Source organism: Rudanella lutea DSM 19387 (assembly GCF_000383955.1).
In the GTDB taxonomy this organism is placed as follows: domain Bacteria; phylum Bacteroidota; class Bacteroidia; order Cytophagales; family Spirosomataceae; genus Rudanella; species Rudanella lutea.
This window is the reverse complement of sequence record NZ_KB913013.1, coordinates 5156782-5182244: the sequence shown is the minus strand read 5'-3', so window position 1 is coordinate 5182244 and position 25463 is coordinate 5156782. Positions and strand designations below refer to the sequence as shown.

The 25463-nt window shown below is 54.9% G+C and carries 18 protein-coding genes; 8 read left to right on the top strand and 10 right to left on the bottom strand.

From position 1 onward, the window contains the following. Nucleotides 1–52 precede the first annotated feature (52 nt). On the bottom strand, nt 53–940 hold the full coding sequence (atpG, locus tag RUDLU_RS0121300; protein ID WP_027303277.1) for an ATP synthase F1 subunit gamma: 888 nt from the start codon (nt 938–940) through the stop codon (nt 53–55). 93 nt (nt 941–1033) lie between these two features. Beyond that, nucleotides 1034–2608 carry a F0F1 ATP synthase subunit alpha gene (gene atpA / locus RUDLU_RS0121295; protein WP_019990459.1) on the bottom strand — a complete coding sequence of 525 codons (1575 nt, stop codon included), beginning with the start codon at nt 2606–2608 and terminating at the stop codon, nt 1034–1036. A 396-nt stretch (nt 2609–3004) separates the two neighbouring features. On the opposite strand from atpA, the gene bamJ reads away from it, so the two are divergent. The 3 genes from bamJ (at nt 3005) to RUDLU_RS0121280 (ending at nt 7777) form a co-directional block, all read left to right on the top strand. Further along, complete coding sequence (bamJ, locus tag RUDLU_RS0121290; protein ID WP_019990458.1) at nt 3005–3775, top strand: BamJ family beta-barrel-assembly machinery protein; 771 nt, start codon at nt 3005–3007, stop codon at nt 3773–3775. A 99-nt stretch (nt 3776–3874) separates the two neighbouring features. Beyond that, complete coding sequence (locus RUDLU_RS0121285; protein WP_019990457.1) at nt 3875–5986, top strand: carboxy terminal-processing peptidase; 2112 nt, start codon at nt 3875–3877, stop codon at nt 5984–5986. Nucleotides 5987–6148: 162 nt separating this feature from the next. Then, nucleotides 6149–7777, top strand: a complete 1629-nt coding sequence (locus RUDLU_RS0121280; protein ID WP_019990456.1) for a carboxylesterase/lipase family protein — start codon at nt 6149–6151, stop codon at nt 7775–7777. A gap of 131 nt (nt 7778–7908) precedes the next feature. Here RUDLU_RS0121280 and RUDLU_RS0121275 read toward each other — a convergent pair whose 3' ends face one another. Both RUDLU_RS0121275 and ade read right to left on the bottom strand, forming a co-directional pair. Then, nucleotides 7909–8493 carry an RNA polymerase sigma factor gene (locus RUDLU_RS0121275; protein WP_019990455.1) on the bottom strand — a complete coding sequence of 195 codons (585 nt, stop codon included), beginning with the start codon at nt 8491–8493 and terminating at the stop codon, nt 7909–7911. A gap of 103 nt (nt 8494–8596) precedes the next feature. Next, the gene (gene ade / locus RUDLU_RS0121270; RefSeq protein ID WP_019990454.1) at nt 8597–10228 is read right to left on the bottom strand and encodes an adenine deaminase; all 1632 of its coding nucleotides are present in this window, start codon (nt 10226–10228) and stop codon (nt 8597–8599) included. Between the two features lie 171 nt (nt 10229–10399). Here ade and RUDLU_RS0121265 point away from each other — a divergent pair, with 171 nt between their 5' ends. Next, nucleotides 10400–12058 carry a UxaA family hydrolase gene (locus RUDLU_RS0121265; RefSeq protein WP_019990453.1) on the top strand — a complete coding sequence of 553 codons (1659 nt, stop codon included), beginning with the start codon at nt 10400–10402 and terminating at the stop codon, nt 12056–12058. Between the two features lie 118 nt (nt 12059–12176). After that, nucleotides 12177–12950: an SDR family NAD(P)-dependent oxidoreductase gene (locus RUDLU_RS0121260; RefSeq protein WP_019990452.1), complete on the top strand. Its 774-nt coding sequence runs from the start codon at nt 12177–12179 to the stop codon at nt 12948–12950. 15 nt (nt 12951–12965) lie between these two features. On the opposite strand, the gene RUDLU_RS30190 is transcribed toward RUDLU_RS0121260, so the two are convergent. Next, nucleotides 12966–13217 carry a hypothetical protein gene (locus RUDLU_RS30190; protein WP_027303276.1) on the bottom strand — a complete coding sequence of 84 codons (252 nt, stop codon included), beginning with the start codon at nt 13215–13217 and terminating at the stop codon, nt 12966–12968. A gap of 212 nt (nt 13218–13429) precedes the next feature. Here RUDLU_RS30190 and RUDLU_RS0121250 point away from each other — a divergent pair, with 212 nt between their 5' ends. From RUDLU_RS0121250 to RUDLU_RS0121240, 3 genes are all read left to right on the top strand, one after another. After that, nucleotides 13430–15844, top strand: a complete 2415-nt coding sequence (locus RUDLU_RS0121250; protein ID WP_019990450.1) for a bifunctional YncE family protein/alkaline phosphatase family protein — start codon at nt 13430–13432, stop codon at nt 15842–15844. 132 nt (nt 15845–15976) lie between these two features. Next, the gene (locus RUDLU_RS0121245; RefSeq protein WP_019990449.1) at nt 15977–16786 is read left to right on the top strand and encodes a peptidoglycan-binding protein; all 810 of its coding nucleotides are present in this window, start codon (nt 15977–15979) and stop codon (nt 16784–16786) included. 35 nt (nt 16787–16821) lie between these two features. Then, a complete protein-coding gene (locus RUDLU_RS0121240) occupies nt 16822–19332 on the top strand; it encodes a penicillin acylase family protein (RefSeq protein WP_019990448.1) in 2511 nt (836 codons plus the stop codon). A 139-nt stretch (nt 19333–19471) separates the two neighbouring features. Here RUDLU_RS0121240 and RUDLU_RS0121235 read toward each other — a convergent pair whose 3' ends face one another. The 5 genes from RUDLU_RS0121235 to RUDLU_RS27920 form a co-directional block, all read right to left on the bottom strand. Next, a complete protein-coding gene (locus RUDLU_RS0121235; RefSeq protein ID WP_019990447.1) occupies nt 19472–20446 on the bottom strand; it encodes a glycine-rich domain-containing protein in 975 nt (324 codons plus the stop codon). A gap of 139 nt (nt 20447–20585) precedes the next feature. Further along, complete coding sequence (locus tag RUDLU_RS0121230; protein ID WP_019990446.1) at nt 20586–23333, bottom strand: DUF5686 and carboxypeptidase regulatory-like domain-containing protein; 2748 nt, start codon at nt 23331–23333, stop codon at nt 20586–20588. 151 nt (nt 23334–23484) lie between these two features. After that, nucleotides 23485–24090, bottom strand: coding sequence for a hypothetical protein (locus tag RUDLU_RS0121225; RefSeq protein WP_019990445.1), 606 nt, complete (start codon nt 24088–24090; stop codon nt 23485–23487). Next, nucleotides 24077–24580 carry an RNA polymerase sigma factor gene (locus RUDLU_RS0121220; protein ID WP_027303274.1) on the bottom strand — a complete coding sequence of 168 codons (504 nt, stop codon included), beginning with the start codon at nt 24578–24580 and terminating at the stop codon, nt 24077–24079. Before RUDLU_RS0121220 ends, RUDLU_RS0121225 begins: the two co-directional genes overlap by 14 nt. After that, a complete protein-coding gene (locus RUDLU_RS27920; protein ID WP_052316754.1) occupies nt 24580–25431 on the bottom strand; it encodes an alpha/beta fold hydrolase in 852 nt (283 codons plus the stop codon). Before RUDLU_RS27920 ends, RUDLU_RS0121220 begins: the two co-directional genes overlap by 1 nt. Nucleotides 25432–25463: the final 32 nt, after the last annotated feature.

Genomic DNA, 25463 nt, shown 5'->3' with positions numbered 1-25463 from the left:
TTCAGCAACAGCGGGTGGAAATAAACAATACCACCGACATTGAAACTTCTAATTAGTTAGCGAGGGCTTCAGCACCACCTACGATTTCGAGAATCTCTTTCGTGATGGCCGCCTGACGAGTCCGGTTGTATACCAACCGAAGTTCTTTTAGCAGTTCACCCGCGTTTTCGGTCGCTTTATCCATTGCTGTCATCCGGGCTCCGTGCTCCGACGCATTCGACTCCAGAACCGCTTTGTACAACTGAATTTTCAGCGACTTGGGAATCAACTCAGCGATGATTTCTTCTTCTGAAGGCTCAAACGCGTAGTTAACCGCCGAGGCCGTTGTAGCCGTAGCATCCGCTGGCTTCGAAACGATGGGCAACATCTGCTCCGTCCGAACAATCTGGGTAGCCACGTTTTTGAACTCGTTGTACACCAGCTCAACTACGTCGTACCGGCCCGCCACAAAGCTCTCCATCGCACTTTCGGCAGCCGCCCGAACATTGGCAAAACTCAGGTTCAGGAAGCTATCGACAAACTGATTGTTGACCTTAAAACCACGACGTGCAAAGGCTTCGCCACCTTTCTTGCCAATGGCCATAATCTCGACGTTACCCCGGCTTTGCTGCGTTGCGTACTGCTCAGTGATTCGGGTCAGCGCGGCTTTCACTACGTTGGTATTGAAAGCACCACACAGACCTCGATCTGAGGTAACCACAATCATCAGCACCCGCTCAACCGGCCGTACGGCCTTGTAAGGGCTCTCAGCCGCAACATCGGCCCCGGCTGACACCGTACCCAGCATTTCGCTCAGTTTCTGCGCGTAGGGCCGCATCTGAATGATGTTGTCCTGCGCCCGGCGAAGCTTGGCAGCGGCCACCATTTTCATGGCCTTAGTGATTTGCTGAGTCGAATTTACCGAGACAATCCGGTTACGGACTTCCTTTAGTGATGGCATTTTAAGTGAGTTTATGGTTTGTAGTTCATGGTTTATAGTTTACTGACGGATAACCGTACTATAAACTACAAACCATAAACCATCCACTCCTTTTTAATAACGGGCCGACAGGTCGGCGGCTACTTTCTTGATCGCTGAGGTAGCAGTGTCACTCAGGTTCCCTTTGCGCAGGTCTTCGAGAGCGGCTGGATGCTGCGTTGACATCATCAGGGCAAACTCGCTTTCGAATTCTTTCACGCGCTCAACAGGTACCCGGTCGAGCAGACCGTTGGTTGATGCGTAGATAATCGCCACTTGCTGCTCAACCGCTACGGGTGAGTACTGAGGCTGCTTCAGCATCTCCTGATTCCGGCGACCCCGCTCAATGGTCAGCTTGGTCGACGCATCAAGGTCAGAACCAAACTTGGCAAATGCTTCAAGTTCGCGGAACTGAGCCTGATCGAGCTTCAGCGTACCGGCTACTTTCTTCATCGACTTGATTTGGGCGTTACCACCTACCCGCGATACCGAGATACCTACGTTGATAGCCGGACGAATACCCGAGTTAAACAAGTTCGACTCCAGGAAGATCTGACCGTCGGTAATCGAAATTACGTTGGTTGGGATGTACGCCGAAACGTCACCGGCCTGCGTCTCGATAATCGGGAGAGCCGTGAGCGAACCACCACCTTTGACAACCCCTTTGAGGCTCGGTGGTAAGTCGTTCATGTTGGCCGCGATTTCGTCGTTAGCCGTGATTTTAGCGGCCCGCTCCAGCAAGCGGCTGTGCAGGTAGAATACGTCACCAGGATAAGCCTCGCGGCCCGGCGGGCGACGCAGCAGCAGCGATACTTCGCGGTAGGCTACAGCCTGCTTCGACAAGTCGTCATAAACAACCAGTGCCGGACGGCCCGTATCCCGGAAGTACTCACCGATGGCCGCACCCGTAAACGGCGCGAAGAACTGCATCGGCGAGGGGTCAGATGCGTTAGCGGCCACGATCACGGTGTAGTCCATCGCACCGGCTTTGCGGAGCGTAGCTTCTACCTGCTTCACGGTCGACGCTTTCTGACCGCAGGCTACGTAGATACAGTAAACCGGCTGGCCTTTGTCGTAGAATTCTTTCTGGTTAATGATGGTATCGATAGCCACGGCGGTCTTACCCGTCTGACGGTCACCAATGATCAATTCCCGTTGGCCGCGGCCGATGGGGATCATGGCGTCGATAGCTTTAATACCAGTTTGGAGCGGCTCGTTAACGGGCTGACGGAAGATTACACCCGGTGCTTTACGCTCCAGGGGCATCTCGTACGTCTCGCCCTGGATTGCTCCAAGGCCGTCGATAGGCTGTCCGAGAGTATTTACTACCCGGCCCAGAATACCTTCGCCAACGTTGATGTATGCAATTTGGTTGGTACGTTTCACCGTATCGCCCTCTTTGACTTCAGAATAGTCACCGAGCAATACAGCTCCTACGTTATCTTCTTCAAGGTTCAGCGCCAGGGCCTGCAAACCGTTCTCGAAGATCAGCAACTCACCGGCCTGCACCTTCGACAAGCCGTAGATGCGCGCTACGCCGTCGCCAATTTGCAGTACCGTGCCGACTTCTTCGAGTTCTGCCTCGGTGCGGGCGCCGGAGAGTTGCTCGCGGAGGATGGCGGATACCTCGTCGGGTCTTACGGATACCATATAATTAGTGGAAATCGTTTGTTAGTAGATGGATTTTCGGCCGCAAAGGTAGGGACAAAATTTGATAAAAAGATGTGATCCGCTAAAATACAAGGCTAATTATTAGACTTTTCTAATGAAGCCAATTCACTCAGACTCGTTTTGTCACGGCACTTTTCGTTAATTTCTTCGTGGGCGTTCTGCATACCGGGGCACTAACGCCGGAAGCCTGTACGTTTGTGAGAGAAACGATTTGGGTCGGCAAGCCAATCTGACCGGTTGGCGGCAGTTTGTTAAAAGTCCTTAACGCGATAGATATTATTTTGCGCACAGGCCGTTAATCCAAACTTTTATCTACGTAATTTACGTTTTCATACTAAGCAACGATTCGTTCTTAATAACTTGTTTTTCATACGCATGACCTTTTTCAAAGTATTTTTAGCCGGTGCAGCATCGGCCGCTTTATTGTCCGGTTCCGCTCTGGCTCAGGCCAAAAAAACTGCTCCCAAACCCACCCCTGCAAAATCAAGTGCTCGCCCGGCGGCTCCGGCTGCTCCCGGTATGAGTCTGCGTACCACCAATGATTCACTCAGCTATAGCATTGGGCTCAATATTGCCCAAAACATGAAGCAGCAGGGAATCACCGATATTAATTCAGCCATGCTTGCCCGCGGTATCAACGATGCCCTAAAAGGCGGTAACATGGCCATGACGCCCGAACAGGCCAATATGGTACTGGGGGCGTTTATGCAGAAACAAATGGCCGTTCGGCAGGCCGAGAGTGCCAAAGCTGCTGAAGGCAACAAAAAGATCGGCAATGCTTTTCTGGCCGAAAACAAGACTAAACCGGGGGTAGTTACTACCACAAGTGGTCTACAGTATAAGGTGGTTAAAGAGGGTACGGGTAGCAAGCCCACCCCCACCGATCGGGTCAAAGTGCACTACACCGGCCGTCTGATCGATGGTAAAGTATTTGATAGTTCAGAACAACGCGGACAACCCGCTGAATTCGGCGTAACGGAGGTAATCCGGGGCTGGACCGAAGTGTTACAACTAATGCCCGTAGGTTCACGCTGGACGGTTTACATTCCGTCGGATCTGGCATACGGTGATCGTGGAGCGGGTGCAGACATTGGCCCCGGCTCAACACTGATTTTTGATGTGGAATTGCTGGATATTGTAAAATAAATGGATAATGGTTAATGAATAGTGCCTGGCGGACCTTTGATTTTACCGTCTGTCCCAATTCATTATTCATTGTACATTCTTCATCTTACATTGACTGTTATGAAGAAATACCTCGTAACCTTATTGCCCGTGCTGATTCTGAGCATTCAGCCGGATTCTCCCTCTTCGGGTGCGCACCAATTCGGAACGGCGACGGCGGGGGCTTCGGCCCTGACGGCCTCATCTGACGAGGATTTAAAGCCAACTATTTCGCAGGAAAGAGTTGAGCAGACGGTAGCCCGTTTGCTCACGACCTATCACTACCGGAAAGTTCGGTTAAACGACTCACTGTCGTCGAAAGTGTGGGATAATTACCTGGAGCAGGTCGATCGGAACAAAACGTATTTGCTGGCTTCTGATGTAGCCGCGTTCGATAAGTACCGCACGCAGGTCGACGATGCGCTGGTTAACGGCGATCTGTCGGCGGCCTACGAGTTTTACAACGTGTTTCGTAAACGGTACACCGAGCGCAGCACCTACGTACAGGACCTGCTGAAAAAACCGTTCACGTTCACGGTTGATGAAACACTGAACACTAACCGCGAGAAAGCCCCTTGGGCTAAAGATGCGGGCGAGCTGAACGAAATCTGGCGCAAAATGCTCAAGAATCAGGCACTGGAACTGAAACTGGCTGGCCAGAAAGACAGCGCCATTACCGCAACGCTTACCCAACGGTACAAAAACCTGGATAAAGCGGTGGCCCGGATTCGGAGCGACGATGTGTTCCAGATGTACATGAACGCTTTTGCCGAAGCTCTCGACCCGCACACAAACTACCTCAACCCCAGCAACGCTGACCGATTCAATCAGGAAATGAGTCAGTCGCTGGAGGGCATCGGGGCCATGTTGCAGGAAGATGGTGAGTACATCAAAATCTCGAATGTGATTCCGGGTGGCCCTGCGTTTAAGAGCAAGCAGTTAAACTCCAACGATAAAATTGTTGGGGTAGCTCAGGGCGACAACGGCCCGATGGTGAGTATTATCGGGTACCGGGTCGATGATGCGGTGAAGCTCATCAAAGGCCCCAAAGCAACGGTTGTTCGGTTGCAGATTCGGGCGGCCGATGCCCTGGCCAGCTCGGCCCCGAAAGAGGTTCGGCTGGTTCGGGAGAAAATCAAACTCGAAGAGCAACGGGCCAAGAAAGAAGTGATTGAGCTGACCGAAAACGGCCGTAATTACAAACTTGGGGTAATCAACATTCCGTTGTTCTACCGCGACTTTGAGGGAGCCCGTAAGCGTGAAGAAAACTTCAGCAGCACTACCAGCGATGTGAAACGAATGATCGACTCGTTGAAGCAACAGCGCGTTGATGGTATTGTGATCGACCTACGCAACAATGGCGGTGGCTCACTCACTGAAGCAATTAACCTGACGGGTCTGTTTATTCAGAAGGGGCCGGTGGTGCAGGTGCGTGAAGGCTCGGGTGAAACCGAAGTTTACAGCGACCTCGACCCCAGCGTAACCTACGATGGACCAATGGCCGTACTGGTAAACCGGTTTAGTGCGTCAGCTTCTGAAATTTTCGCGGCTGCCATTCAGGACTACAAACGCGGCCTTATTGTTGGTGGCCAAACATTTGGTAAAGGAACGGTGCAAACGCTCATCGACCTGAACCAGTGGATGCCCAAAGAGACCGACAAAGTAGGCCAGGTGAAAATGACGATCCAGAAGTTTTACCGGGTTAATGGCAGCAGCACGCAGCACAAAGGCGTAACGCCCGACATCGAATTGCCGTCGGGTTACTCGGCCGAAGAGTTTGGCGAAAGTTCTCAGCCAAGCGCCCTGCCCTGGGATCAGATTCCGGCAACTCGCTATGACCTGACCAATGCCGTAAATGACAAGGTTCTGAACCGGGTGAAAGAGCGGTTTGAGACACGTCTGAAAAACGATCCTGAACTGAAAAAGCTGTCGCAGGAATTGGCTGAGTTTAAGAAAGCCAAAGAAAACACGGTTGTTTCACTGCAGGAAACCAAGCGTCGGAAAGAGCGCGATGAAGCCGAGAAGAAGCGGGAAGCCCTACGCAAGGAAGTAGCCGAAGACCCGGAGGGTATCGATGAAACTGGCACGGCTACCGCCAATCAGGCCGACAAAGACAAGAAGAAGAAAAAAGATCTGTACCTGACCGAAACGGGGCGGATCCTGGCCGACTACATTGTGGCTGTTAACAAATAGGCTTTTTGCACCAATACGTAAGCCCCACCGCCCTAAGCAGTGGGGCTTTTTTGTGCATAGCCCTTGGTAAGAAATTCGACCGATTTTGCTTTAGTACGCATGCGGAATGCTACGCAAAAAGCCTCCTGAACTGGAGGTAAGCAACTTTTTATCAGGTAGTTTATGAAAAAACACATTGTACTGCTGTGTTTGGCTTTCGGGCTCACACAAGCGGCCATGGCCCAAACTAATCTGTCGGCTACGCCCCCCCGCGTGCAGGTAGCCAACGGTACGCTGGAAGGCGTTGCCGAGCCCAGCGGAGTTCGGTCATTCAAAGGCGTTCCGTTTGCCGCGCCCCCTGTGGGTAATCTTCGCTGGCGTGAGCCACAGCCTGCTCAGAATTGGTCGGGCATACGCAAGGCCGACAAATTTGGGCCAAGAGCCATGCAACGCCCTGTGTTCGGCGACATGAACTTCCGGTCTGACGGCATGAGTGAAGATTGTCTGTACCTGAACGTCTGGACACCGGCAAAAACGGGTAAGGAAAAGTTGCCCGTACTGGTGTATTTCTACGGAGGGGGCTTTATCGCGGGCGACGGCTCAGAGCCCCGATACGATGGTGAAAGTATGGCTCAGCGCGGTATTGTGACCCTGACGGTCAATTACCGGCTCAATGTGTTTGGCTTTATGGCTCACCCTGAGCTTACCAAAGAGTCGCCCCACAAGGCATCGGGTAACTACGGGTTGCTCGATCAGCAAGCAGCTCTGCGCTGGGTTCAGCAGAACATTGCCGCTTTCGGGGGCGACCCTAAACGCGTCACCATTGCGGGCGAATCGGCCGGTTCGGTATCTGTCAGTGCGCAGATGGTATCACCCGGCTCCAAAAACCTGATTGCTGGCGCCATTGGCGAGAGTGGCTCACTGCTGGGTACCCTCTCCCCCACGCCCCTGTCTGACGCGGAGGCTCTGGGGGTGAAATTTGCAGGTAGCCTCGGCGCCAACTCACTCGCCGATCTGCGGGCCATTCCGGCCGACAAAGTACTCGAAGCAACCGGGCAACCCGGTAGCCCCCGGTTTAGCACCGTGCTCGATGGCCACTTTTTACCCAAATCAGCTATTGCTATTTTTTCTGCTGGCGAGCAGGCGCAGGTGCCGTTGCTGGCTGGCTGGAACTCCGAAGAATCGGGGGCTCGTGGTATTCTGGGGCAGGACACCCCTACGCCCGAAAACTTTGCTAAAAACATCAAAAGGCTCTATCCCGACCGGGCCGACGAAGTATTGAAACTGTATCCGGGTCAGACAGAGGCCGAAGTTACCCAGGCTGCCACCGACCTGGCCGGTGATCGCTTTATCGGGTTCAGTACCTGGAAATGGACCGACATGCACGTAAAAACGGGAGGAGGCAAACCTGTGTACCGGTATTTCTACGAGCGGCCCCGCCCACCCATGACTCCCGAAATGGGCAATGCCACACCGGGACTGGCCGGTGGCGTTATCCGCGACAGCAACGCCCCCAAAGCACCACCCGCCAAAGGTGCTGTACACTCGGCTGAGATCGAATACGCTATGGGCAACCTCGGCTCCAACAAGGTGTATGCCTGGACGCCCGACGACTACAAAGTGTCGGAAGTCATGCAGGCTTATTTTGCCAACTTCATCAAAACCGGCAATCCCAACGGCAAAGGCTTACCTAAATGGCCAGCCGTAACCAAAGGTGGCCCCGCCCCGGTACTGCATATTGACGTGAACACCCGTACCGAAACGGAAAAGAACGCAGCCCGGTATCAGTTTCTGGATCAGTTGATGAAATAGTTTACAGTCTACCGTTTTCAGTTGGTTTGCGCCAGCTACCACTGAAAACGGTAAACCGTAGACTGAAAACTAATTAAAAAGAGCGGCCTTAACAGCCGCTCTTTTTGTTTCAAGGGTTCAGGAATAATCAATTAAAGACGAATGCGATCAAGGGTAACGTGTTTCTTCAAATTACTTAAAGCACCAAAAATTAAATTGTATACCGACTGAATGTTGATCTGCATCAGCGACGAAATCTCTTCATTACTCATGTTCTGATAGAAACGAAGATAAACGGCTTCGCGCTGACGGCGGGGCAAACGCTCGATAGCTTTATGCAGGCACTCATTCACAAAGCTATCCTCTTCAAAAGCGATGATTGTAGACTCATACGAGGGGTCGCAACCGGGCAACAGATCGGTTTGAACATCATCCTGGCTGCTGATTTTCTGCTCAGCCGTCAAGTGCCGAACCAACTTACGTTTGATCGAGGCCATCAGGTAGTACCGAACCGAAGTGGTAGGTCCGATGTTGGCCCGATGTTTCCATAACTCCACGAACAAATCGTGAATGCAGTCCTTAATTAGCGGTCTATCCTGCGCAAAGTGTGTGCAGTAGTGGTAGAGTACTTGCGCGTAGTCTTTGTACAACTGGGCAAAGGCTGTTTCGTTACCGCTACGAAACTGGTTCCACAACTGCTCTTCGTCTTGGCCGGATGGGGTGCGATGGCGAGGCATACAGAGATGATAGGGGGTTGGAGCGTTCAGGCAATCGTGTAAAAATAACGATAATGTTTTGAAGAATACAAGGAAACCCCTTAAAAATTAGCAAAATATCCAGTTATGCCATTGATATTTTGGTAAATCTGAAGTTACTCCCATCAAATAACCCTTTGTCACTCAGTTTCAAAGCCGGAATTACGAGCAACGCCATGAACGAAAGTGTCATGAACGGAGCCGCCAGCGAACTCCCCAAATCTTGTTTGGCAAACGTATCAAGTTGGGAATATTTTGTTGCGACTTCGTAGCCGTCAACATCGGTCATCAGACCCGCTACCGGCAGAGGCAAAATATATTCTTCGCCCCCATCCACAGCCGAAAGCCCCCCTTTCTCGGCCACAATCAGGTTAATGGCCCGGCAGATACTCGCATCGTCGCAACCCACCGCCGTGATATTATGCGAATCGTGCCCAACGGATGAAGCAATAGCACCCTGTTTGAGACCAAAATTCTTGATAAACGCCACCGCCGGTGGAGCATCGGCGTAGCGGTTGACAACCACCAGCTTGAGCAGATCCCGCGCCAGATCGGCCACGATGTGCCCATTCTGAACGGTGGGCACTACATGTAGCTCATTCGTGATGAGCTGTCCATCCAACGCTTCGATGACCCGGATAGAACCGCCTTCGTGCAATACCGCCAGACTATCGGGTTGTATAGGACTACAGTTAAAATGATTCGGATGATCGCTGCGGAGGTCAGGAATAAGCGTTTTACCGTTTTCGGCAACTACCTGCCCGTTGATCACGGTGTGCATCACCCGAAACCGCTCCATATCGTTGATCACAATAAAGTCGGCCGGGTCACCCTCCCGGAGTAGCCCCACCGGCAGCCGGTAGTGCATCACCGGATTCAGGCAAGCAGCCCGCAACACATTCCAGACGTTATGCCCCTTGAGCAACGCCCGCACCACCAATTGGTCAATATGCCCTTCGGCCAGCGTGTCGGGGTGTTTATCGTCCGAACAAAACATCACCCGGTCCGAATAATACGTCAGCAGCGGGTGCAGGGCCTCGAAGTTGCGGGCCGCGCTTCCCTCCCGAATCAGAATATTCATGCCCCGCTGCACCTTATCGAGCGCTTCCTCATACGTAAAGCATTCGTGATCGGTTTCAATGCCAGCGTCGATGTAGCGTTGGGCATCGTCGCCCCGAAGGCCCGGCGCGTGCCCGTCTACCGGCTTGTTGAACGCCCGGGCGAGGGCAATCTTCGCCATCACATCAGGGTCTTCGTTGAGCACCCCCGGAAAATTCATCATCTCGGCCAGGTACCCGATTTCGCGCCGACCCAGCAGTTTCCGAACATCACTCACGCTGATGGTGGCGCCCGCTGTTTCGAACGGGGTAGCGGGAACGCATGAAGGCGCTCCGAAGCAGAACTTAAACGGCACCCGGTTGCCGTCGGTAATCATGTATTCGACCCCCGGCACCCCGAGCACGTTGCCAATCTCGTGCGGGTCCGACACCGTAGCCACGGTCCCGTGCACAACGGCCAACCGGGCAAACTGGGCGGGGGTAAGCAACGAACTTTCCACATGAACGTGCGCATCCACAAACCCCGGCAGCACATACGGCACACCGGGCCGCTCGTTGCCTACGCGCTCTATCTGCGAAATCCGGCCATTCTCAATATGGATGGAACCGTAATAAATACGTTGGTCGAAAAGATCAAGAATGTTGGCGGTCAGTGTCATGAACGAATAGAAAAAGGTAAACGGGGGGAATACGCACGAGAACTAAAGCAAAATGGGCATTGGTTAGAGAGAAAGCAAGAATCTTCCGCAAGTTTTGTCGGACTGGCAGGGGTATAAGCCCCTTATCTTCGCCTTCTATTTTAAATTCTCGGATCAATCTGTTTTATAAATATGCCTGCCCAGGTACTTAAAGTTCATCCCGACGACAACGTAATTGTAGCCCTTCGGAACCTACCCGCCCAATCGACCATTGCGTTTGAAGGCCAGTCGTACACATTGCCCATCGGCGTGGATGCCAAACATAAATTTGTGACCGAAGACCTCCCAACGGGCGGTGTGGTGCGGATGTACGGCGTAACGGTTGGCAAAGCGACCCAACCCATTCGGCGGGGCGAACCCATCACTACGTTTAACCTCAAGCACGAATCGGATCAGTATGGTCTCGACAAACGACGACCCTACACCTACGCGGCCCCCGACGTAACGAAGTGGCAAAACCGTACGTTTATGGGGTATCACCGGGCCGACGGCCGGGTGGGCACCCGCAACTACTGGCTGGTGGTTCCGTTGGTGTTCTGCGAGAACCGGAATATACTCATTCTGAAAGACGCTTTTGAACGGGAACTCGGTTATGCGCAACCCGACACGTACCGCGATCAGGTGCGCGAACTCCTGAGCCTGTACCAACACGGCGATCTGGAGGCCATCAATAGCCTGCAATCAAGCCTGCCGAACGGCCACGCTACACAGCACCAGGCCAATCGTCCGTTCAAAAATGTCGATGGCATAAAGTTCTTGACCCACGAAATGGGTTGCGGAGGCACCCGTCAGGACTCCGCCTACCTCTGTTCGTTGCTGGCCGGGATGATCAACAACCCCAACGTAGCGGGGGCCACGGTGCTGAGCTTAGGTTGCCAACACCTGCAAACCGGTATGCTCGAAGAAGAGGTGCGCCGACAGAATCCCGCCTTCGATAAACCTCTGCTCCTGTTCGAACAGCAGGAAGGCACCGAGTTTGCCCTGATGGCGCAGGCCGTCAAGGAAACGTTTCTAGGCCTGACCCAAATCAATAAAATTGAGCGGAAACCGGCCCCGCTGAGTCAGTTGTGTGTGGGCCTGAAATGCGGAGGCTCCGACGGATTTTCGGGGCTATCGGCCAACCCGGCCATTGGCCACCTATCCGACGTGCTTGGCGCGCTGGGGGGCAAAACTGTACTGGCGGAGTTCCCGGAACTCTGCGGTGCCGAGCAGGACCTGATCGACCGCACGGCCGACGATGCCAAAGCGGGCAAGTTTATCCGTTTGATGCAAACGTATTCGGCACAGGCCGAAGCCGCCGGGTCGGGTTTCGATATGAACCCCTCACCCGGTAATATTAAGGATGGACTCATCACCGACGCCATCAAGTCGGCAGGGGCAGCCAAAAAAGGGGGCAACGCGCCCGTAGCCGATGTACTCGACTATGCTGAGCCAGCCGTAGCACCCGGCCTGAGTTTGCTCTGCACGCCCGGCAACGATGTAGAAGCCACTACGGGTATGGCAGGCTCCGGCACCAACCTGATTCTGTTTACAACGGGCCTGGGTACGCCAACGGGCAACCCTATTTGCCCGGTCGTGAAAATCTCGACCAATACCGCGCTGAAAAACCGGATGCCCGATGTCATTGATTTTGATAGCGGCCCTATTATCGACGGCGAGCAAACCATTCCCGAAAACGGCGACCTCCTGCTCGAGTGGCTCATTCAGCTGGCATCGGGCGAGGTAACTACCAAAGCCGAGCAATTGGGTCAGGACGATTTTATCCCCTGGAAACGAGGGGTATCACTTTAAAAGGAGTGAGTAGATAGGAGTGAGAAGTGAGGAGTGCTGACGCTGAATACCGTATGCATTAGTACTCCTGTCTCCTCACTCCTATCTCCTCGCTCCTCACTTTCACTCCTTAGTTTCTATGTTTTCTCTACAAAACAAGACTGCCCTCGTCACGGGGGGGGCCAGTGGTATTGGGCTAGCTATTTCGACGGCGTTTGCCCAGGCCGGGGCCTCAGTGCATATTCTCGAACTGAATACCGATCAGGCCCAGAAAGTGGCCGACGAGCTGAATGCCACCGGAGGCCGGGTGCAGGCTCATGCCGTTGATGTATCGAAACAAGCCGATGTTCGGGCGGTAATCGACCGAATTGCGGCCGAAGGACCGATTCATATTCTGGTCAACAACGCGGGCATCGCGCACGTTGGCAATGCCGAAACCACCACCGAGGCCGACCTCGACCGGCTGTACAACGTCAATGTAAAGGGCGTGTACAACTGCCTGCATGTGACTATTCCCCATCTGAAAGCCAATGGCGGAGGGGTTATCCTGAATATGGCATCGGTAGCAGCCACCGTCGGTATTCCCGACCGGTTTGCGTACTCCATGACCAAAGGAGCCGTACTGACCATGACCCTGTCGGTGGCCAAAGATTACCTCAAACACAACATTCGGTGCAACTGTATCTCGCCAGCGCGGGTACACACGCCATTTGTCGACGGGTTTCTGGCCAAGAATTACCCCGGTCAGGAAGCCGAAATGTTTGCTAAACTGGCAGCTACCCAGCCCATTGGGCGGATGGCCAAACCAGCCGAAATTGGTGCATTGGCCCTGTACCTGTGCTCCGATGAGGCCTCGTTTATCACCGGCACCGACTACCCAATCGACGGGGGCTTTTTGCGGCTCAACAACTAAATACGACAGGCGACTTCAGCGGGCCACTTTACCACCGAGGGCGTAGTTATCGTCGCGGTGCTGATCGTGCTCACCCGTGGGGTCGCCATCTTCATCAACGGGCTCGTCGTCATCATCAAGCAGGCGTTCGTCGTCAAACTCTTCATCGTCGTCGCCGTCATCCACAGCGGCTCCGCTCTGATTCACAATATCGGGACTGATGCGACCAATGCGCGAGCCTATTAACTCTGTGTCGCCAGCGTTGGGGGTTTTCTCGGTCAGGTTCATGGCCATTCTGTTTAGGTTTATCCCCTCAACTCATTCAGAAAGCATCCGTTTGAAAAGCAGAGCAAACGGCAGAAGTCTGAAAGCCCCCCTCCTGTTTTTCAGGAGGGGGTTGGGGGGGGTCTACAATCGTTAAAAGAAGCATAACAGTAAATCGTTGAGTTGGGCCTGCGGGTTTCGTACCTTTGGTCCGTTCCTAAACCCCTCACTTCCTGATGGTCCGTTTGTACACTTCCCTGCTCTGCGCCCTGACTATTGGCGCGGTATGGGCCCAACCCGCCCCTACCCAACGGGTTCAGCTGCCTAATGGCTGGAGCCTAACTCCGACCGGCAGCTCGGTTCCGCTCGGCGATTTACCCCTCAATATGGTTGTTTCGCCCGACCAGAAACGCCTGGCCGTTACGAACAACGGGCAGAGCAAACACACCATTCAGCTTTTCGATGTGAGCGGGAGCAGCACCCGGCAACTGGCCTCGATTGAGATTCCGAAAGCGTGGGTGGGCATCCGGTTTAGCCCCGACGGCAAGCGACTGTATGCATCGGGCGGCAACGACAACCGCGTGATGGTGTACGACATAGCGGACAATCAGCTGGTAAAGGCCGACTCCATTACGCTCGGCAAAGCGTGGCCCAACCGAATCTCGGTGGCGGGCCTCGACCTCAGCCGCGACGGCAAAACGCTCTACACCGTTACCAAAGACGATAGCGCCCTGTACGTGTGCAACGTAGCCAGCAAGCAAATCGAAAAGCGGATTCAGCTACCCCACGAAGCATACACTTGTCTGCTGTCGCCATCGGGCCATGAGCTATACATTACGCTTTGGGGCGGAGCCGGGGTACAGGTGTACGACACTAAAACAGGGCAAATCAGCGCCCGTATCGCCACCGGCGACCACCCCAACGACATGGTACTGACCAAGTCGGGCAAGTACCTGTTTACGGCCAACGCCAACGATAACTCCGTTTCGATTATTGACCTGGGCACCCGCCGGGTGGTGGAAGCCCTCAACACGGCCCTCTACCCCGACGCGCCGGCCGGTAGCACGCCCAACGGGCTGGCCCTCACCCCCGATGGTAAAACGCTGCTCGTAGCCAATGCCGACAACAACTGCCTTGCTGTTTTCGACGTTTCGAAACCGGGCAAGAGCCGGTCGCTGGGCTTCATCCCGACAGGCTGGTACCCGACCGCCGTAAAAGTGATTGGCAAGAAAATTCTGGTGTCGAACGGCAAGGGCATGACCTCGCTGGCCAACCCCAAAGGCCCCGACCCGTTTAAGCGCCGGGAAGAAGACACCCAGTACATCGGCGCCCTGTTCAAAGGCACCCTCTCGACGTTTACGATGCCCTCGGCCGCGCAACTGACGGGCCTCACGCGGCAGGTGTACGCCAATACCCCGTACAGCAAAGAGAAAGAAAAACTGGCCGCTGGCGAACCCAACAACCCGATTCCGCGCCGGGTGGGCGACCCCTCGCCGATCAAATACGTCTTTTACATCATCAAGGAAAACCGTACCTACGATCAGGTTTTCGGCGACATGCCCGGTGGCAACGGCGACTCGTCGCTCTGTTTGTTTCCCGAAAAAGTGACGCCCAATCAGCACGCACTGGCCCGCGAATTTGGCTTGCTCGACAATTTCTATGTAGATGCAGAAGTCAGTGCCGACGGGCATAACTGGTCGACGGCGGCTTATGCGCCCGATTACGTCGAGAAAACCTGGCCTACCAGCTACGGCGGACGTGGCGGCACCTACGACTACGAAGGCAGCCGACCGGTGGCGTTTCCGAAAAAAGGGTTTATCTGGGATCACTGCAAGCAGGCAGGTATCAGCTACCGGGGCTACGGCGAATTTGCCGCCTATGCCAAACGGCGGGGCTCAGCACTCGATGGCCGGTTTTGCCACCAATACCCCGACTACGACCTCAAAATCAAAGACATCGACCGGGTCGAAATCTGGAAACGTGACTTTGACTCGCTCCTAACGGCCAACCGCAACGGCGGACCGGCTGTACCGCGCTTCAACTCACTACGGCTCGGCAACAATCACACCGCCGGGGCCCGCATTGGTCAACTGACGCCTACCGCCATGGTGGCCGACAACGATCTGGCCGTGGGGCGGTTTATCGAACATCTCTCGAACAGCCCGATCTGGAAAGAATCGGCTGTGTTTATTCTGGAAGATGACGCTCAAAACGGGGCCGACCACGTTGACGCTCACCGCTCACCGGCGCTGGTGATTAGCCCGTACGCCAAACGGCGGCACATTGAACACACCATGTATTCGACCTCGGCGATGCTCCGCACCATGGAGCTGATTCTGGGTATGCCGCCCATGAGTCAGTACGACGCAGCGGCCCGGCCCATGTTTGCCCTCTTTACCAACACGCCCGACTTTACGCCCTACAAACACATACCGGCTCAGGTCGATTTGAGCGCCAAAAACACGGCCATGAACGAACCCGCCCGTCGGTCGGAGAAGTTTGATCTGCGCCATGCCGACACCTTAGACGACCACGAGTTCAATGCCGTAATCTGGATGGCTGTACGGGGCGAAAACAGCCCGGTACCGGCCCCCCGGCGTGGAGCCTGGCTCCGAATCGCCGAAAAAGAAGACGATGGCGACGGCGATTAATCCAACCGACTACTGGTTTTGGCTTTATCGTTTTTAGTTTCGGTTTATCGTGAAAAATTGCAGCCTCAACCGCTTTGCTATAAAGTGGTTGAGGCTTTTCTGTTCCCATCACGACCAAATCGCACGCTACACATGATTAAAACCGCTTTTCAGAACGAAATAAGCCTCGACGACGCCCTGGGCCGGGGTAGCAAGGGGGCTGCCGTCCGACGACTGCAGGAATGGCTCTGCCTGAGCGCCTTACGGTTTCCGGCGGCATCGGTCGTGGTGGTGATCGACGGAGATTTCGGGCCAGCCACCGAGCGCGCTGTCAAGAATCTGCAACGTGCCTTGAAAACCACGCCCACTGGTGAGGTAACGCCTGCATTTTTTGAACAGATCACCCACCCCATGCGGGCCGCTTTCGGGCCGGTTACGACGGGGAATAAACTCCCGAATCAGCTCATCTCCACTGCCAAACAACACCTGCTACACCGGGCCTCGGAGCTACAAACTGGCGCGGGTCAAAACCTTGGCCCCTGGGTGCGGGCCTACTGCGACGGGTACGACGGATCGCCGTTTTTGTGGTGCATGGGCTTTGTGCAGACCGTGCTGGATCAGGTGGCCACGGCCAACGGGCGGGCGTTTACAAGCATTATCCCCCAAACGCTCAGCTGCGATGTAGTGGCCATGGCGGGTAGCCAAAACGGTCGCTACATTCCGAACGCCGACATTCGAAAGAACCCTAAATTGGCGAAACCCGGCGATCTGTTTCTGCTTCGCTTTACCAACACCCCCGACTGGTTTCATACGGGCCTTATCACCGAGGTCGACGATGATGTATTTGAGACCATCGAGGGCAACACCAACGAGCAATCGTCCAACAACGGAACGGCCGTATTCGCGCGGGTTCGTAACTTTCGCAAAGCCACCATCGACGTTTACCGTACCGAAGGTCTGTAAACCTGACGCCCAATCAAGCCCCAACTACCCGAACCATGCGTATTGCCCCGGTTATCGTCTTTTTTCTGAGCGTTTTTAGCCTCACTCCCCGCTCGTTTGCCCAGCTTCAGAAACCCGTAGAAGTGATCCGCGACCGTTGGGGGGTAAATCACATCTACGCCCAAACAGAGCACGATCTGTTTTACGCACAGGGCTACTGTGCCGCGCAGGATCGGTTGTTTCAGCTGGAGATCTGGCGCAGGCAGGCTACCGGCACCGTTGCCGAGTTACTGGGACCGCAGGAACTCAAGCGCGATCAGGGCGCCCGGCTGTTTCGGTTCCGAACCACCCCGCAAACGCTCGACGCCGAGCTGAATCATTACCACCCACGGGGCTCAACCATTATACGGGCCTTTGTAGAAGGCATCAACGCCTACATCACCGAGATTCGGAAAACGCCCGATAAACTGCCTTTTGAATTTAAAGTCCTCAAAACCGAACCGGGTCTCTGGACGCCCGAAATCGTAATTAGCCGACATCAGGGCCTGTTGAGCAACGTACGCGATGAACTTAATTTCGGGCGGTTGGTCCACCTGATCGGGGCCGAAAAATTGCGTCAGCTGCAATGGTTTCACCCAACGCCCACACCCGACCGCGAGCCCAACCTGACCCTCCAGATCGACGGGGCGCAACTGATGCAACCCATTCTGGAGCTGTACGACGCGTTTCGGCTTCCGCTTAAGTTTACTCCACCCACCGACACCCGACAGGCATCCGCCGGGCCCGTAACCGATTCACCCCGGATACCCAATCTACACTTCACGCCCTCGCCCGAAGTAGAAGACTGGTTTGATACCGAAAAAACGATGGTTGGCTCCAACAACTGGGTGGTCGATGGACGGCACTCGGTGAGCGGCTATCCCATGCTAGCCAACGACCCGCACCGCGCGCAGTCGGCCCCATCCTTGCGGTACTGGGTGCACCTGCATGGGGCGGGCTGGAACGTAGTGGGTGCGGGCGAACCTACCTTACCCGGTGTGTCTATCGGCCACAACGAATACGGTGCCTGGGGGCTTACCATTTTCGAAACCGACAACGAAGACCTGTACGTGTACGAAACCAACCCCCGGAATCCCAACCAATACCGGTACAAGGGCCGTTGGGAATCGATGCGCCTTATTCGCGACACCATCCGGGTCAAAGGAGGGCAAGCCGTACCCGTGATTTTGAAATACACCCGGCACGGGCCCGTTACGTTTGAAGATACCCAAAACCACAAAGCCTATGCCGTACGGGCGGGTTGGCTCGAAAAAGGATGTGCGCCCTATCTGGCCAGTCTGCGCATGAATGAGGCCCGCAACTGGACCGAGTTTCGGCAAGCGTGCGCCTACAGCCGCATCCCCGGCGAAAACATGATCTGGGCTGGGCGGCCATCCGCGGGGCGACCTTCTGCCAGTGGACCGGTGCCGGGTCAAGCAACCACCAAAGGCGATATTGGCTGGCAGGCCGTGGGAATCTCGCCTATTCGGCCCGCCGTGGGTGGCCAAAGCTGGACCGGGCTGGTACCGGTACCCGGCGATGGGCGCTACGAATGGAACGGCTACCTACCAATTCAGAAACTGCCCAACAAGCTAAATCCGCCCGAGGGCTACGTGGCCACGGCCAATAACAACCTCACGCCCATTGATTTTCCCGACCGCAATGCTATCGGGTGGGTGTGGGCGGGGCCATCGCGGGCGCACCGGATTGAGGAAGTTCTGAACAACGGGGAGCGCAAAACCCTGACCGATTTTGCCCGGCTACAGGCCGATTATCTATCTATTCCGGCACGCACGCTGGTGCCCTTGCTCGGCCCACTCGTAGCCGACGATTCCCGCACCGAACAGGCAAGCAGCTATCTCCGCAAATGGAACTACCAACTGGAGCCGGGCTCGGTAGCGGCCTCAATCTACGTGGCCTGGGAAACCCAGCTACGGCAGGCGCTGTACCAGACTATGGTTCCTGAACGGGCGCGGCCTTACCTGCGCTCGCTGCCCACCAAGCGCATACTCGACTGGCTAAGCCTGCCCCTGATTCCGGTGCCCGACTCAACAGGAGGTCCCCTCCGGCTCATAAACCGGGACAGCCTGTTGCTTACCTGCCTTGATCAGGCCGTGAGCACCCTGACCAAACGGCTCGGCGGGGATATGGACGAGTGGCAATACGGCCAACGAGCCAACAAACACATCAGCCTGACGCACCCGCTCAGCGCACTCGTGAGCGAAGACGAGCGCAAACGCATCAACCTCGGCCCCATTCCACGCGGGGGCTACAGCGAAACCGTTAACAACACCGGCAACAACCTGAATCAGGAGCACGGGGCTTCGTTTCGGATTTTGGTGGATACCGAAGACTGGGACCGCACACTCGGTATCAACAGCCCCGGCCAATCGGGCGACCCGGCCAGTCCGCACTACCGCGATCTGTTCGAGCTGTGGGGACAAAATGGGTATTTCCCGGTCTTCTTCAGCCGGGAAAAGGTGAAAGCAGCCGCCGAAAAAACGACCGTGTTAAAGACAAATCGTTGACCCCTGCTCTTAACTACGCCGGCTGCCCGTGAACAGGGGCCTTGTATTCATTACTTGATACTGGGGAGCCAGGGCGTTTGGTCGTCTGGCTCCCCAGCATCTGTATGGCACTCCTGAGCACCGGGAAGCTGGGCAGCTTTTACCAACGGATTATTACCATGCCTGGAGCTCCATTCCCACCACCGTAATAGCCACAACCACCGCCACCGCCTGGGAAGCTCCCATCCTGCAGACCATTTTCACCCAGATACCCCCAGCCAATGAAGACAAGGTTACCCGATGCGGTCGAATTATTTTGTAACATAACTGTATTACCAATCCCTCCTCGCCCGGGTGGCACACCATACGCAGTACCGCCATCACTCATTTTCACCGTGATGATATAGTTGGAGGCATCTTTCTGCACATACGATAGGGGAATACACACCGACGCTTCCATACCCGGCATAGTCAGCGGCCTGAATCCGTCGGAAGGAACAAATGTTATGCCTCCGTTTCCGGCAAAGTTGTTCCCAGCACCAGCAAACAAATAATTATTGGTAAATGGGTAATAAACCTGACTCGCTCCACCTCCCTGAGCCGAACCGGGATTACCCGTTACCGTGGTACCGCTCCCCCCCCGGCCTACCACCACAGAAACCGAAGCAGGACCGTTAGGTTGAACCGCGTACAGTTTCTGGGCATATCCGCCTGAAGCACCGCCCCGGCAATCGCCCACATTACTCGAACCCAGGTATTTCACGCCACCACCGCCACCACCCCATGCCTCGACCAGAAACCGGGTAACACCAGCCGGTATGGTCCAGAGCTGCTGCGCGTTTTCGGACGTGTAGTTGAAAACGGTAAAATTGGCAAACTGACTACCAACATCGCCCGCAGTTGCCAGATATTCCCACTGGCTTCCGTTGTTGACGGCTACTTTCTGCTCGGTTGTGTTGTAGACCAGATTACCCGCGTTTTGCGGCACCGTGGCCGGATTTGTCTGCTGGGGCGTGGTGACTCGCGGTAGCGTAATAGCGTATGGTTTCAGTGCATACGATTGCTGGGCCTGCGCCAGACGCGACGTTACCAGCAGAAAAAAGAGCGTAAACAGTTGGATAAAGTTGATTTTCATACAGTTAACATTTACGCTGAAAGAAAGGCAAACCGCTCAATATACTAGCCTTTCAATAAGTCGTCCGACAACTGCTTCAAGTAGAAAATCCTTTATGCCGTACCTGTTCAGCCGCAAAACCGATTTGGTACCCTAACCCTTACCGGCCGAAACTAAGTGTGGTACCTACCCGGAAGCCCAGACCCTTATAAGAGCCATCCTGAAACTGACCAATCACTTCGAGCCGGAACACCGGTAAGACTCTCGGAATCAATCCATTCAATCCATAGCCTACTTCCGTGTAGTTTTTCGAATTGGGGGTGGCCAGATAGTGTACAAAGAGGTTTTCTTTCAGGTCGAGCAGGCGGAACCAGGTAATTTGTGTGAGTAAAAACTTGCGGTACTCGGCCAGTACGTGTGCTTCGGCAAATCGTTTGCCGGTGCTGTACTGATAGTAGGGCAGCAACCGGAATACCGAAACCGGGTCGCCCTGTTGCAGGAAGAACTGGTTGCCCGCAAAATGCCGGAAATCCGGGAAGTACACCCGCTTGTCGTTGACAAATGCCCCCGCCGACAGGTTGTAGCTCAGGCGGCTGCGGATACCCGTTTCAAACGAATGACTGATCCGAGCCTGTAAAAAATCGTAGTCGGTATCGCTCCCGCCCACGCCCGCAATGCCTTTGCGGTAGTTGACCGACAGCAGGGGGGCATCGTTGTTGGGCCGACTGATACGCCGACCGTTGCGAATAATGTAGCGGGGTGCACCCAGCCGGGCCGAAGCCAGCAGATTGAGCACAAACGCCTGATGCACCGGAAACGCCGACGAACCCACCTCGGCATTAGCCACCCGATTAGCCGTATAGGCCCGGTTGCGCCAGTTGATCCAGGGCCGAATATCGTCGCGGAAGTTGGCCAGCTCCGTTCGCTCGGCGTATTCGAGTGAGCCCGATACGTTGAGTCGGTTGTGCCACCACCGGAAATTACTCGATAATCGCACGAAGTCTTTCTGGTACTCTTTGAGGAAATTTTGCTCAAACACCAACGACGTCAGCGTGTTCATGGCGTTGCTGATCGGGTTGTCGGGGTTAAGCTGCGAGAGATACCGCCCCCCTTCCAGCCCCACCGTGGTGGTTTTGTAGGCGTACTGCGCCAGCCCGTAGCCAACCGCCCGGTTCCAGCCCAGCCCGTACCGAACCACACCCCCCACCGACCACGTTGGGCCCGGCTTAAACTGCGGGGTTTTCGATTTGCGGGTGGTATCCGGGGCCCCGGCTCGAATGTTCAGTTTCAGCCCAGCCTGCGCCCAGTACCCTTCTACGGTGTTATAAAAAATACTTTTGATGGGCGTATCGTATTGTAGCGTTGTGCGCTTACCCACGCGCCAGTTGGCCCCTTCGAGCAGTTGTATGGGTTTGAAATTGGCACTGCCACGGGTCGAGTCTTTCTTGACGGCCTTGGTACTGTCGGTTTTGGCCTTGATCTCCCGCACAATTTTGAGGCTGTCGTTACGCACGTAACTCCGAATTTCGGCTGAAGTAAGCGGCACCGACCGGAGCGAATCCCAGAAGGCGGCCGAACGCTTACCCGCCAGCGAATCCACACTGCTCGAATCATTGCGGAGCACCTGAACGTCGTCACGGTTTTCCTGTTTAGCTTTTTCCCGACGGGCTTTGGCCTCCTGCTTTTCGTACTCCTTCATCATCTGCCGCATGTTTTTGGTCGAAAACTCTTTCTGTTTTTTGACCAGATCATCCAGCGATTGCTCTTTGACGTCGCGCCTAGTAATTTTGGTTTCGGGCTTGAATTTCTTTTCGTCGACTACCTCCACCTCATCCACAAAGGCCGGGTTTACCTTCAGGTTGCGGTACTGATAACTCACCACAGCCTCACCGCCAACTTTCACGCCAAACATAGACCCTTTGAAATTGAACCGGCCGTTGACCGGCATCCAGACATTTTGTACCGGTGTGTAGGTTTGCCGCAGGTTGATCGTAAAGCCCTGTTGCAACACCTGTTCGAGTTGCAGGCTGTGGATAGCCCAGCTATTTTCGATGATGTAAATAACCCCTCGAAACACGCCCTCACCCCACGACCGCGGGTTTACGCGGATCTTGCTGATTTCGACCGCTTGCCCGTTCCCAACCGACTCGCGAAAGGTACCTTCGTACACGAATTTGTAATACGCGAATGCTTTAGGAGATAACGGCGATACGGCATTGTTGATCTCCGGACTGTAAAACGAGCCCATCGAAAACTGAGCCGGAATCAGCTGATCGCTTTGTGAATTGCGCGAGGCTATCAGCCGCCGACGGTAGGTGTTGGGTTGCTGAAACGAAACCTCCGAAACCGACTCGAATACGTTCGGAACACCCACTTTGAAGTTGGCTTCCTGCTCGGCTTCTTTGAGCTGCTTGCCCGCCATTTTTTCAACCAGTTTCGGAATACTCTCCACAATAAACGACCCTTTGCCGTACACCCGGGCCGTGTAGCTGTTGACCTGTAGGGCGTGGTATTTGCTCTTGGCAATGGCCCGGCGCATAATGGTGTAGGCCGGGTCTTCATTCGTGGAGCGGGCCTGTACCTCCTGTAGGCGAATTACCTGCTCGGTCATCACCACGTCGATAGTCTCGAAGCCGCTTTTGACCTCCACCGTTTTCTGCTGAGCCGCAAACCCAAGGTACTGAAACACGACCTCATAGCGGCCCGGTGCCAGCGGTAGTTCGTACCGGCCTTCGGTGTTCGATATGGTGCCGGCGTCGGTGCCTTTGCCCGTACCGTTTTTAACCACAACGGCTGCGTAAGGCAATACGTCACCGCCCGTGGTTTTTATGGTGCCCCGGATGCCCTGAGCGTAGGCGGTCAATTGGGTAATGAACAACAGAATACCGATACCGTACAGGCGACGCATAGGGAGAAGAGAATGATGAACTGCACAAAGTACACCCCGCCCGGACAGCCCTGCAAGCGTTTTGGTTGAATTAACAGTTTTTAAGGACAAACGGCGATTTTGGGGCTCAATCGCGTATCGTTTACGCGCCATTATTTAGCGTAAAGGCCTTTTATTCGCTCGCTAACTGATTCTGGTACCGACGTAAGCCGCCAATGATTTCGTTCAGCCGCCCCTCCTCCCGGCGCAGCGTCCGTTTGCCCAGCACGAAATAGGCATAGAGCATCCAACACGTGTACACAACCAGCGAGATGATCCGGCTGGACAAGGACATCTGCCCCAGAATTTCGATGAAGTAAAGCCCAAAAGCACCGTTGAGCAGGAGAAAATAAACCGGCCCATTGACCCGAACCAACTGTTTTCGGAAGGCGTAGTACCGTTCCCAATCGGCCAGATGCTCGGCCACCGGAGCCGCCAGGTCAATTTGTCGCAGCCGCCAGTACATATACAGGTTCACAACTGCCTGCCCCCCGGTGATCAAGGCCATCAGATACAAGCCTACGTAGGTGGTCTGTTGCGTAAACCGAATGCCGGTCAGCTCGTTGAACGTTGCCAGAAATACCGCTGTCAGGGCCAGCGCCAGGCCGCTCACCAGTTGCGTACGGGCCAGTTTTTGGCTGTGCGTTGCGTTGGTTTGCCGGAGTTGCTCCCAGCCAGCAGTATCGGGTGGGGAAACGGGCTGCTGCCAGATTTTTTTAAGATCGTCAAAGGGGTCCATGCTGGTGAAAGAGGGTAACAAGTTGCTGTTTGATCCGATGAATTTTGACGCGGAGGTTGCCGTCCGAAATCCCAACAACCTGAGCAATTTCGGGGTAAGGCACGTCATCGAGCACGAGCGAGATAATGAGTCGGTCGGTTTCGGGCAGTTGGCTCACGCACCCGTACAACCGCCGAACCGCTTCGTCGGGCTCACCGGCATCATCGGCCAGGGTAGCCATGTGCTGTTCCAGAAGCGGCTCAGCAAGCTGCCGTTTGGCTGTGCGCAAGTGGTTGAGGCAGGTATTGACGGCAATTCGGTACAGCCAGGTACTGACCTCGGCATTGCCCCGAAACGTGGGCAGATGCTGCCAGGCTTTAATAAACGTTTCCTGCATCAGGTCCTGTGCCTGCGCGTACTCACCCGTGTAGCCGAGGCACAACTTCAGGATACGGGGCGCAAAGCGGGCATACAACTCCTCAAAAGGCGGTATCGGTTGGCTGACGTTCATTAATGCAGTTGCAAAAACCCATCGATCTGCGCCAGAAACCAGGTCGGATCGTCGTACATGATAAAGTGTTTGGTATCGGCCACGGCGATAACCTTATTCGGCACGCGGGCGTACTGTTCGTTCAGAATGCGCATGGATGTCTCGCGGCTGTTCATGTACAAACTGCCCAGCACCAACACCGGCGAGCTAATGCGGGCAATATCGGTACGCAGATCGGTCAGGCTCATTTCGACAATGGTATAGCCCAGCGTTCGCCGGTCCGACCGAGCCGACCACCGGGCAATCTGCCGGGCGCGGCTCGTGTCAGCTACCTGTGTGCGCATCGAACGGGCCATATTCTCCTCATACGAGTCGGCGGGTAGGTTCACAAAATTCTGCGCTACCGCTTCGGCGTTGAACATAGGCAGTTTACGCAGCGAGTCGGCCGAGGTTTTGGGGTTCATCATTCCCGAAATAAACGGTACCCCATCCACGCAGATCAGCTTACCTACCAGATCGGGAGCGGTGCTACCCACCCACAAGCTCATGAATGCCCCGAGGCTATGGCCCATCAGAATCGGTTTGCGCAGTCGTTTGTCCCGAATGTAGCGAATAATCTGGTCGCGCACGGTTTGCAGAATTGGTTGCTCAATCGGATCTACGCCAGCGTAACCCGGCAGTGTAAGCACGTGGCACTCGTACCGGGTACGGAGGTGCGCTACGGTTTCCTGCCACACATCGCCACTGCACGAGTAGCCGGGAATGAGCAGAATAGGCTGCCCCTGGCCGGTCACCGAAACCCGAAACGAATAGGATTGTGCCATGCCCCACTGGGCCAACAGCAAAAGAAGAGAGCAAAGGATGGTCTTCATGTGTACAAACGGATTAAGAAGTTTGAACGACG

Excerpts from the sequence above, each read along its gene's own strand:
- atpG (WP_027303277.1), bottom strand. The coding sequence starts at position 940 with ATGCCATCACTAAAGGAAGTCCGTAACCGGATTGTCTCGGTAAATTCG.
- atpA (WP_019990459.1), bottom strand. The coding sequence starts at position 2,608 with ATGGTATCCGTAAGACCCGACGAGGTATCCGCCATCCTCCGCGAGCAA.
- bamJ (WP_019990458.1), top strand. The coding sequence starts at position 3,005 with ATGACCTTTTTCAAAGTATTTTTAGCCGGTGCAGCATCGGCCGCTTTA.
- RUDLU_RS0121285 (WP_019990457.1), top strand. The coding sequence starts at position 3,875 with ATGAAGAAATACCTCGTAACCTTATTGCCCGTGCTGATTCTGAGCATT.
- RUDLU_RS0121280 (WP_019990456.1), top strand. The coding sequence starts at position 6,149 with ATGAAAAAACACATTGTACTGCTGTGTTTGGCTTTCGGGCTCACACAA.
- RUDLU_RS0121275 (WP_019990455.1), bottom strand. The coding sequence starts at position 8,493 with ATGCCTCGCCATCGCACCCCATCCGGCCAAGACGAAGAGCAGTTGTGG.
- ade (WP_019990454.1), bottom strand. The coding sequence starts at position 10,228 with ATGACACTGACCGCCAACATTCTTGATCTTTTCGACCAACGTATTTAT.
- RUDLU_RS0121265 (WP_019990453.1), top strand. The coding sequence starts at position 10,400 with ATGCCTGCCCAGGTACTTAAAGTTCATCCCGACGACAACGTAATTGTA.
- RUDLU_RS0121260 (WP_019990452.1), top strand. The coding sequence starts at position 12,177 with ATGTTTTCTCTACAAAACAAGACTGCCCTCGTCACGGGGGGGGCCAGT.
- RUDLU_RS30190 (WP_027303276.1), bottom strand. The coding sequence starts at position 13,217 with ATGAACCTGACCGAGAAAACCCCCAACGCTGGCGACACAGAGTTAATA.
- RUDLU_RS0121250 (WP_019990450.1), top strand. The coding sequence starts at position 13,430 with ATGGTCCGTTTGTACACTTCCCTGCTCTGCGCCCTGACTATTGGCGCG.
- RUDLU_RS0121245 (WP_019990449.1), top strand. The coding sequence starts at position 15,977 with ATGATTAAAACCGCTTTTCAGAACGAAATAAGCCTCGACGACGCCCTG.
- RUDLU_RS0121240 (WP_019990448.1), top strand. The coding sequence starts at position 16,822 with ATGCGTATTGCCCCGGTTATCGTCTTTTTTCTGAGCGTTTTTAGCCTC.
- RUDLU_RS0121235 (WP_019990447.1), bottom strand. The coding sequence starts at position 20,446 with ATGAAAATCAACTTTATCCAACTGTTTACGCTCTTTTTTCTGCTGGTA.
- RUDLU_RS0121230 (WP_019990446.1), bottom strand. The coding sequence starts at position 23,333 with ATGCGTCGCCTGTACGGTATCGGTATTCTGTTGTTCATTACCCAATTG.
- RUDLU_RS0121225 (WP_019990445.1), bottom strand. The coding sequence starts at position 24,090 with ATGGACCCCTTTGACGATCTTAAAAAAATCTGGCAGCAGCCCGTTTCC.
- RUDLU_RS0121220 (WP_027303274.1), bottom strand. The coding sequence starts at position 24,580 with ATGAACGTCAGCCAACCGATACCGCCTTTTGAGGAGTTGTATGCCCGC.
- RUDLU_RS27920 (WP_052316754.1), bottom strand. The coding sequence starts at position 25,431 with ATGAAGACCATCCTTTGCTCTCTTCTTTTGCTGTTGGCCCAGTGGGGC.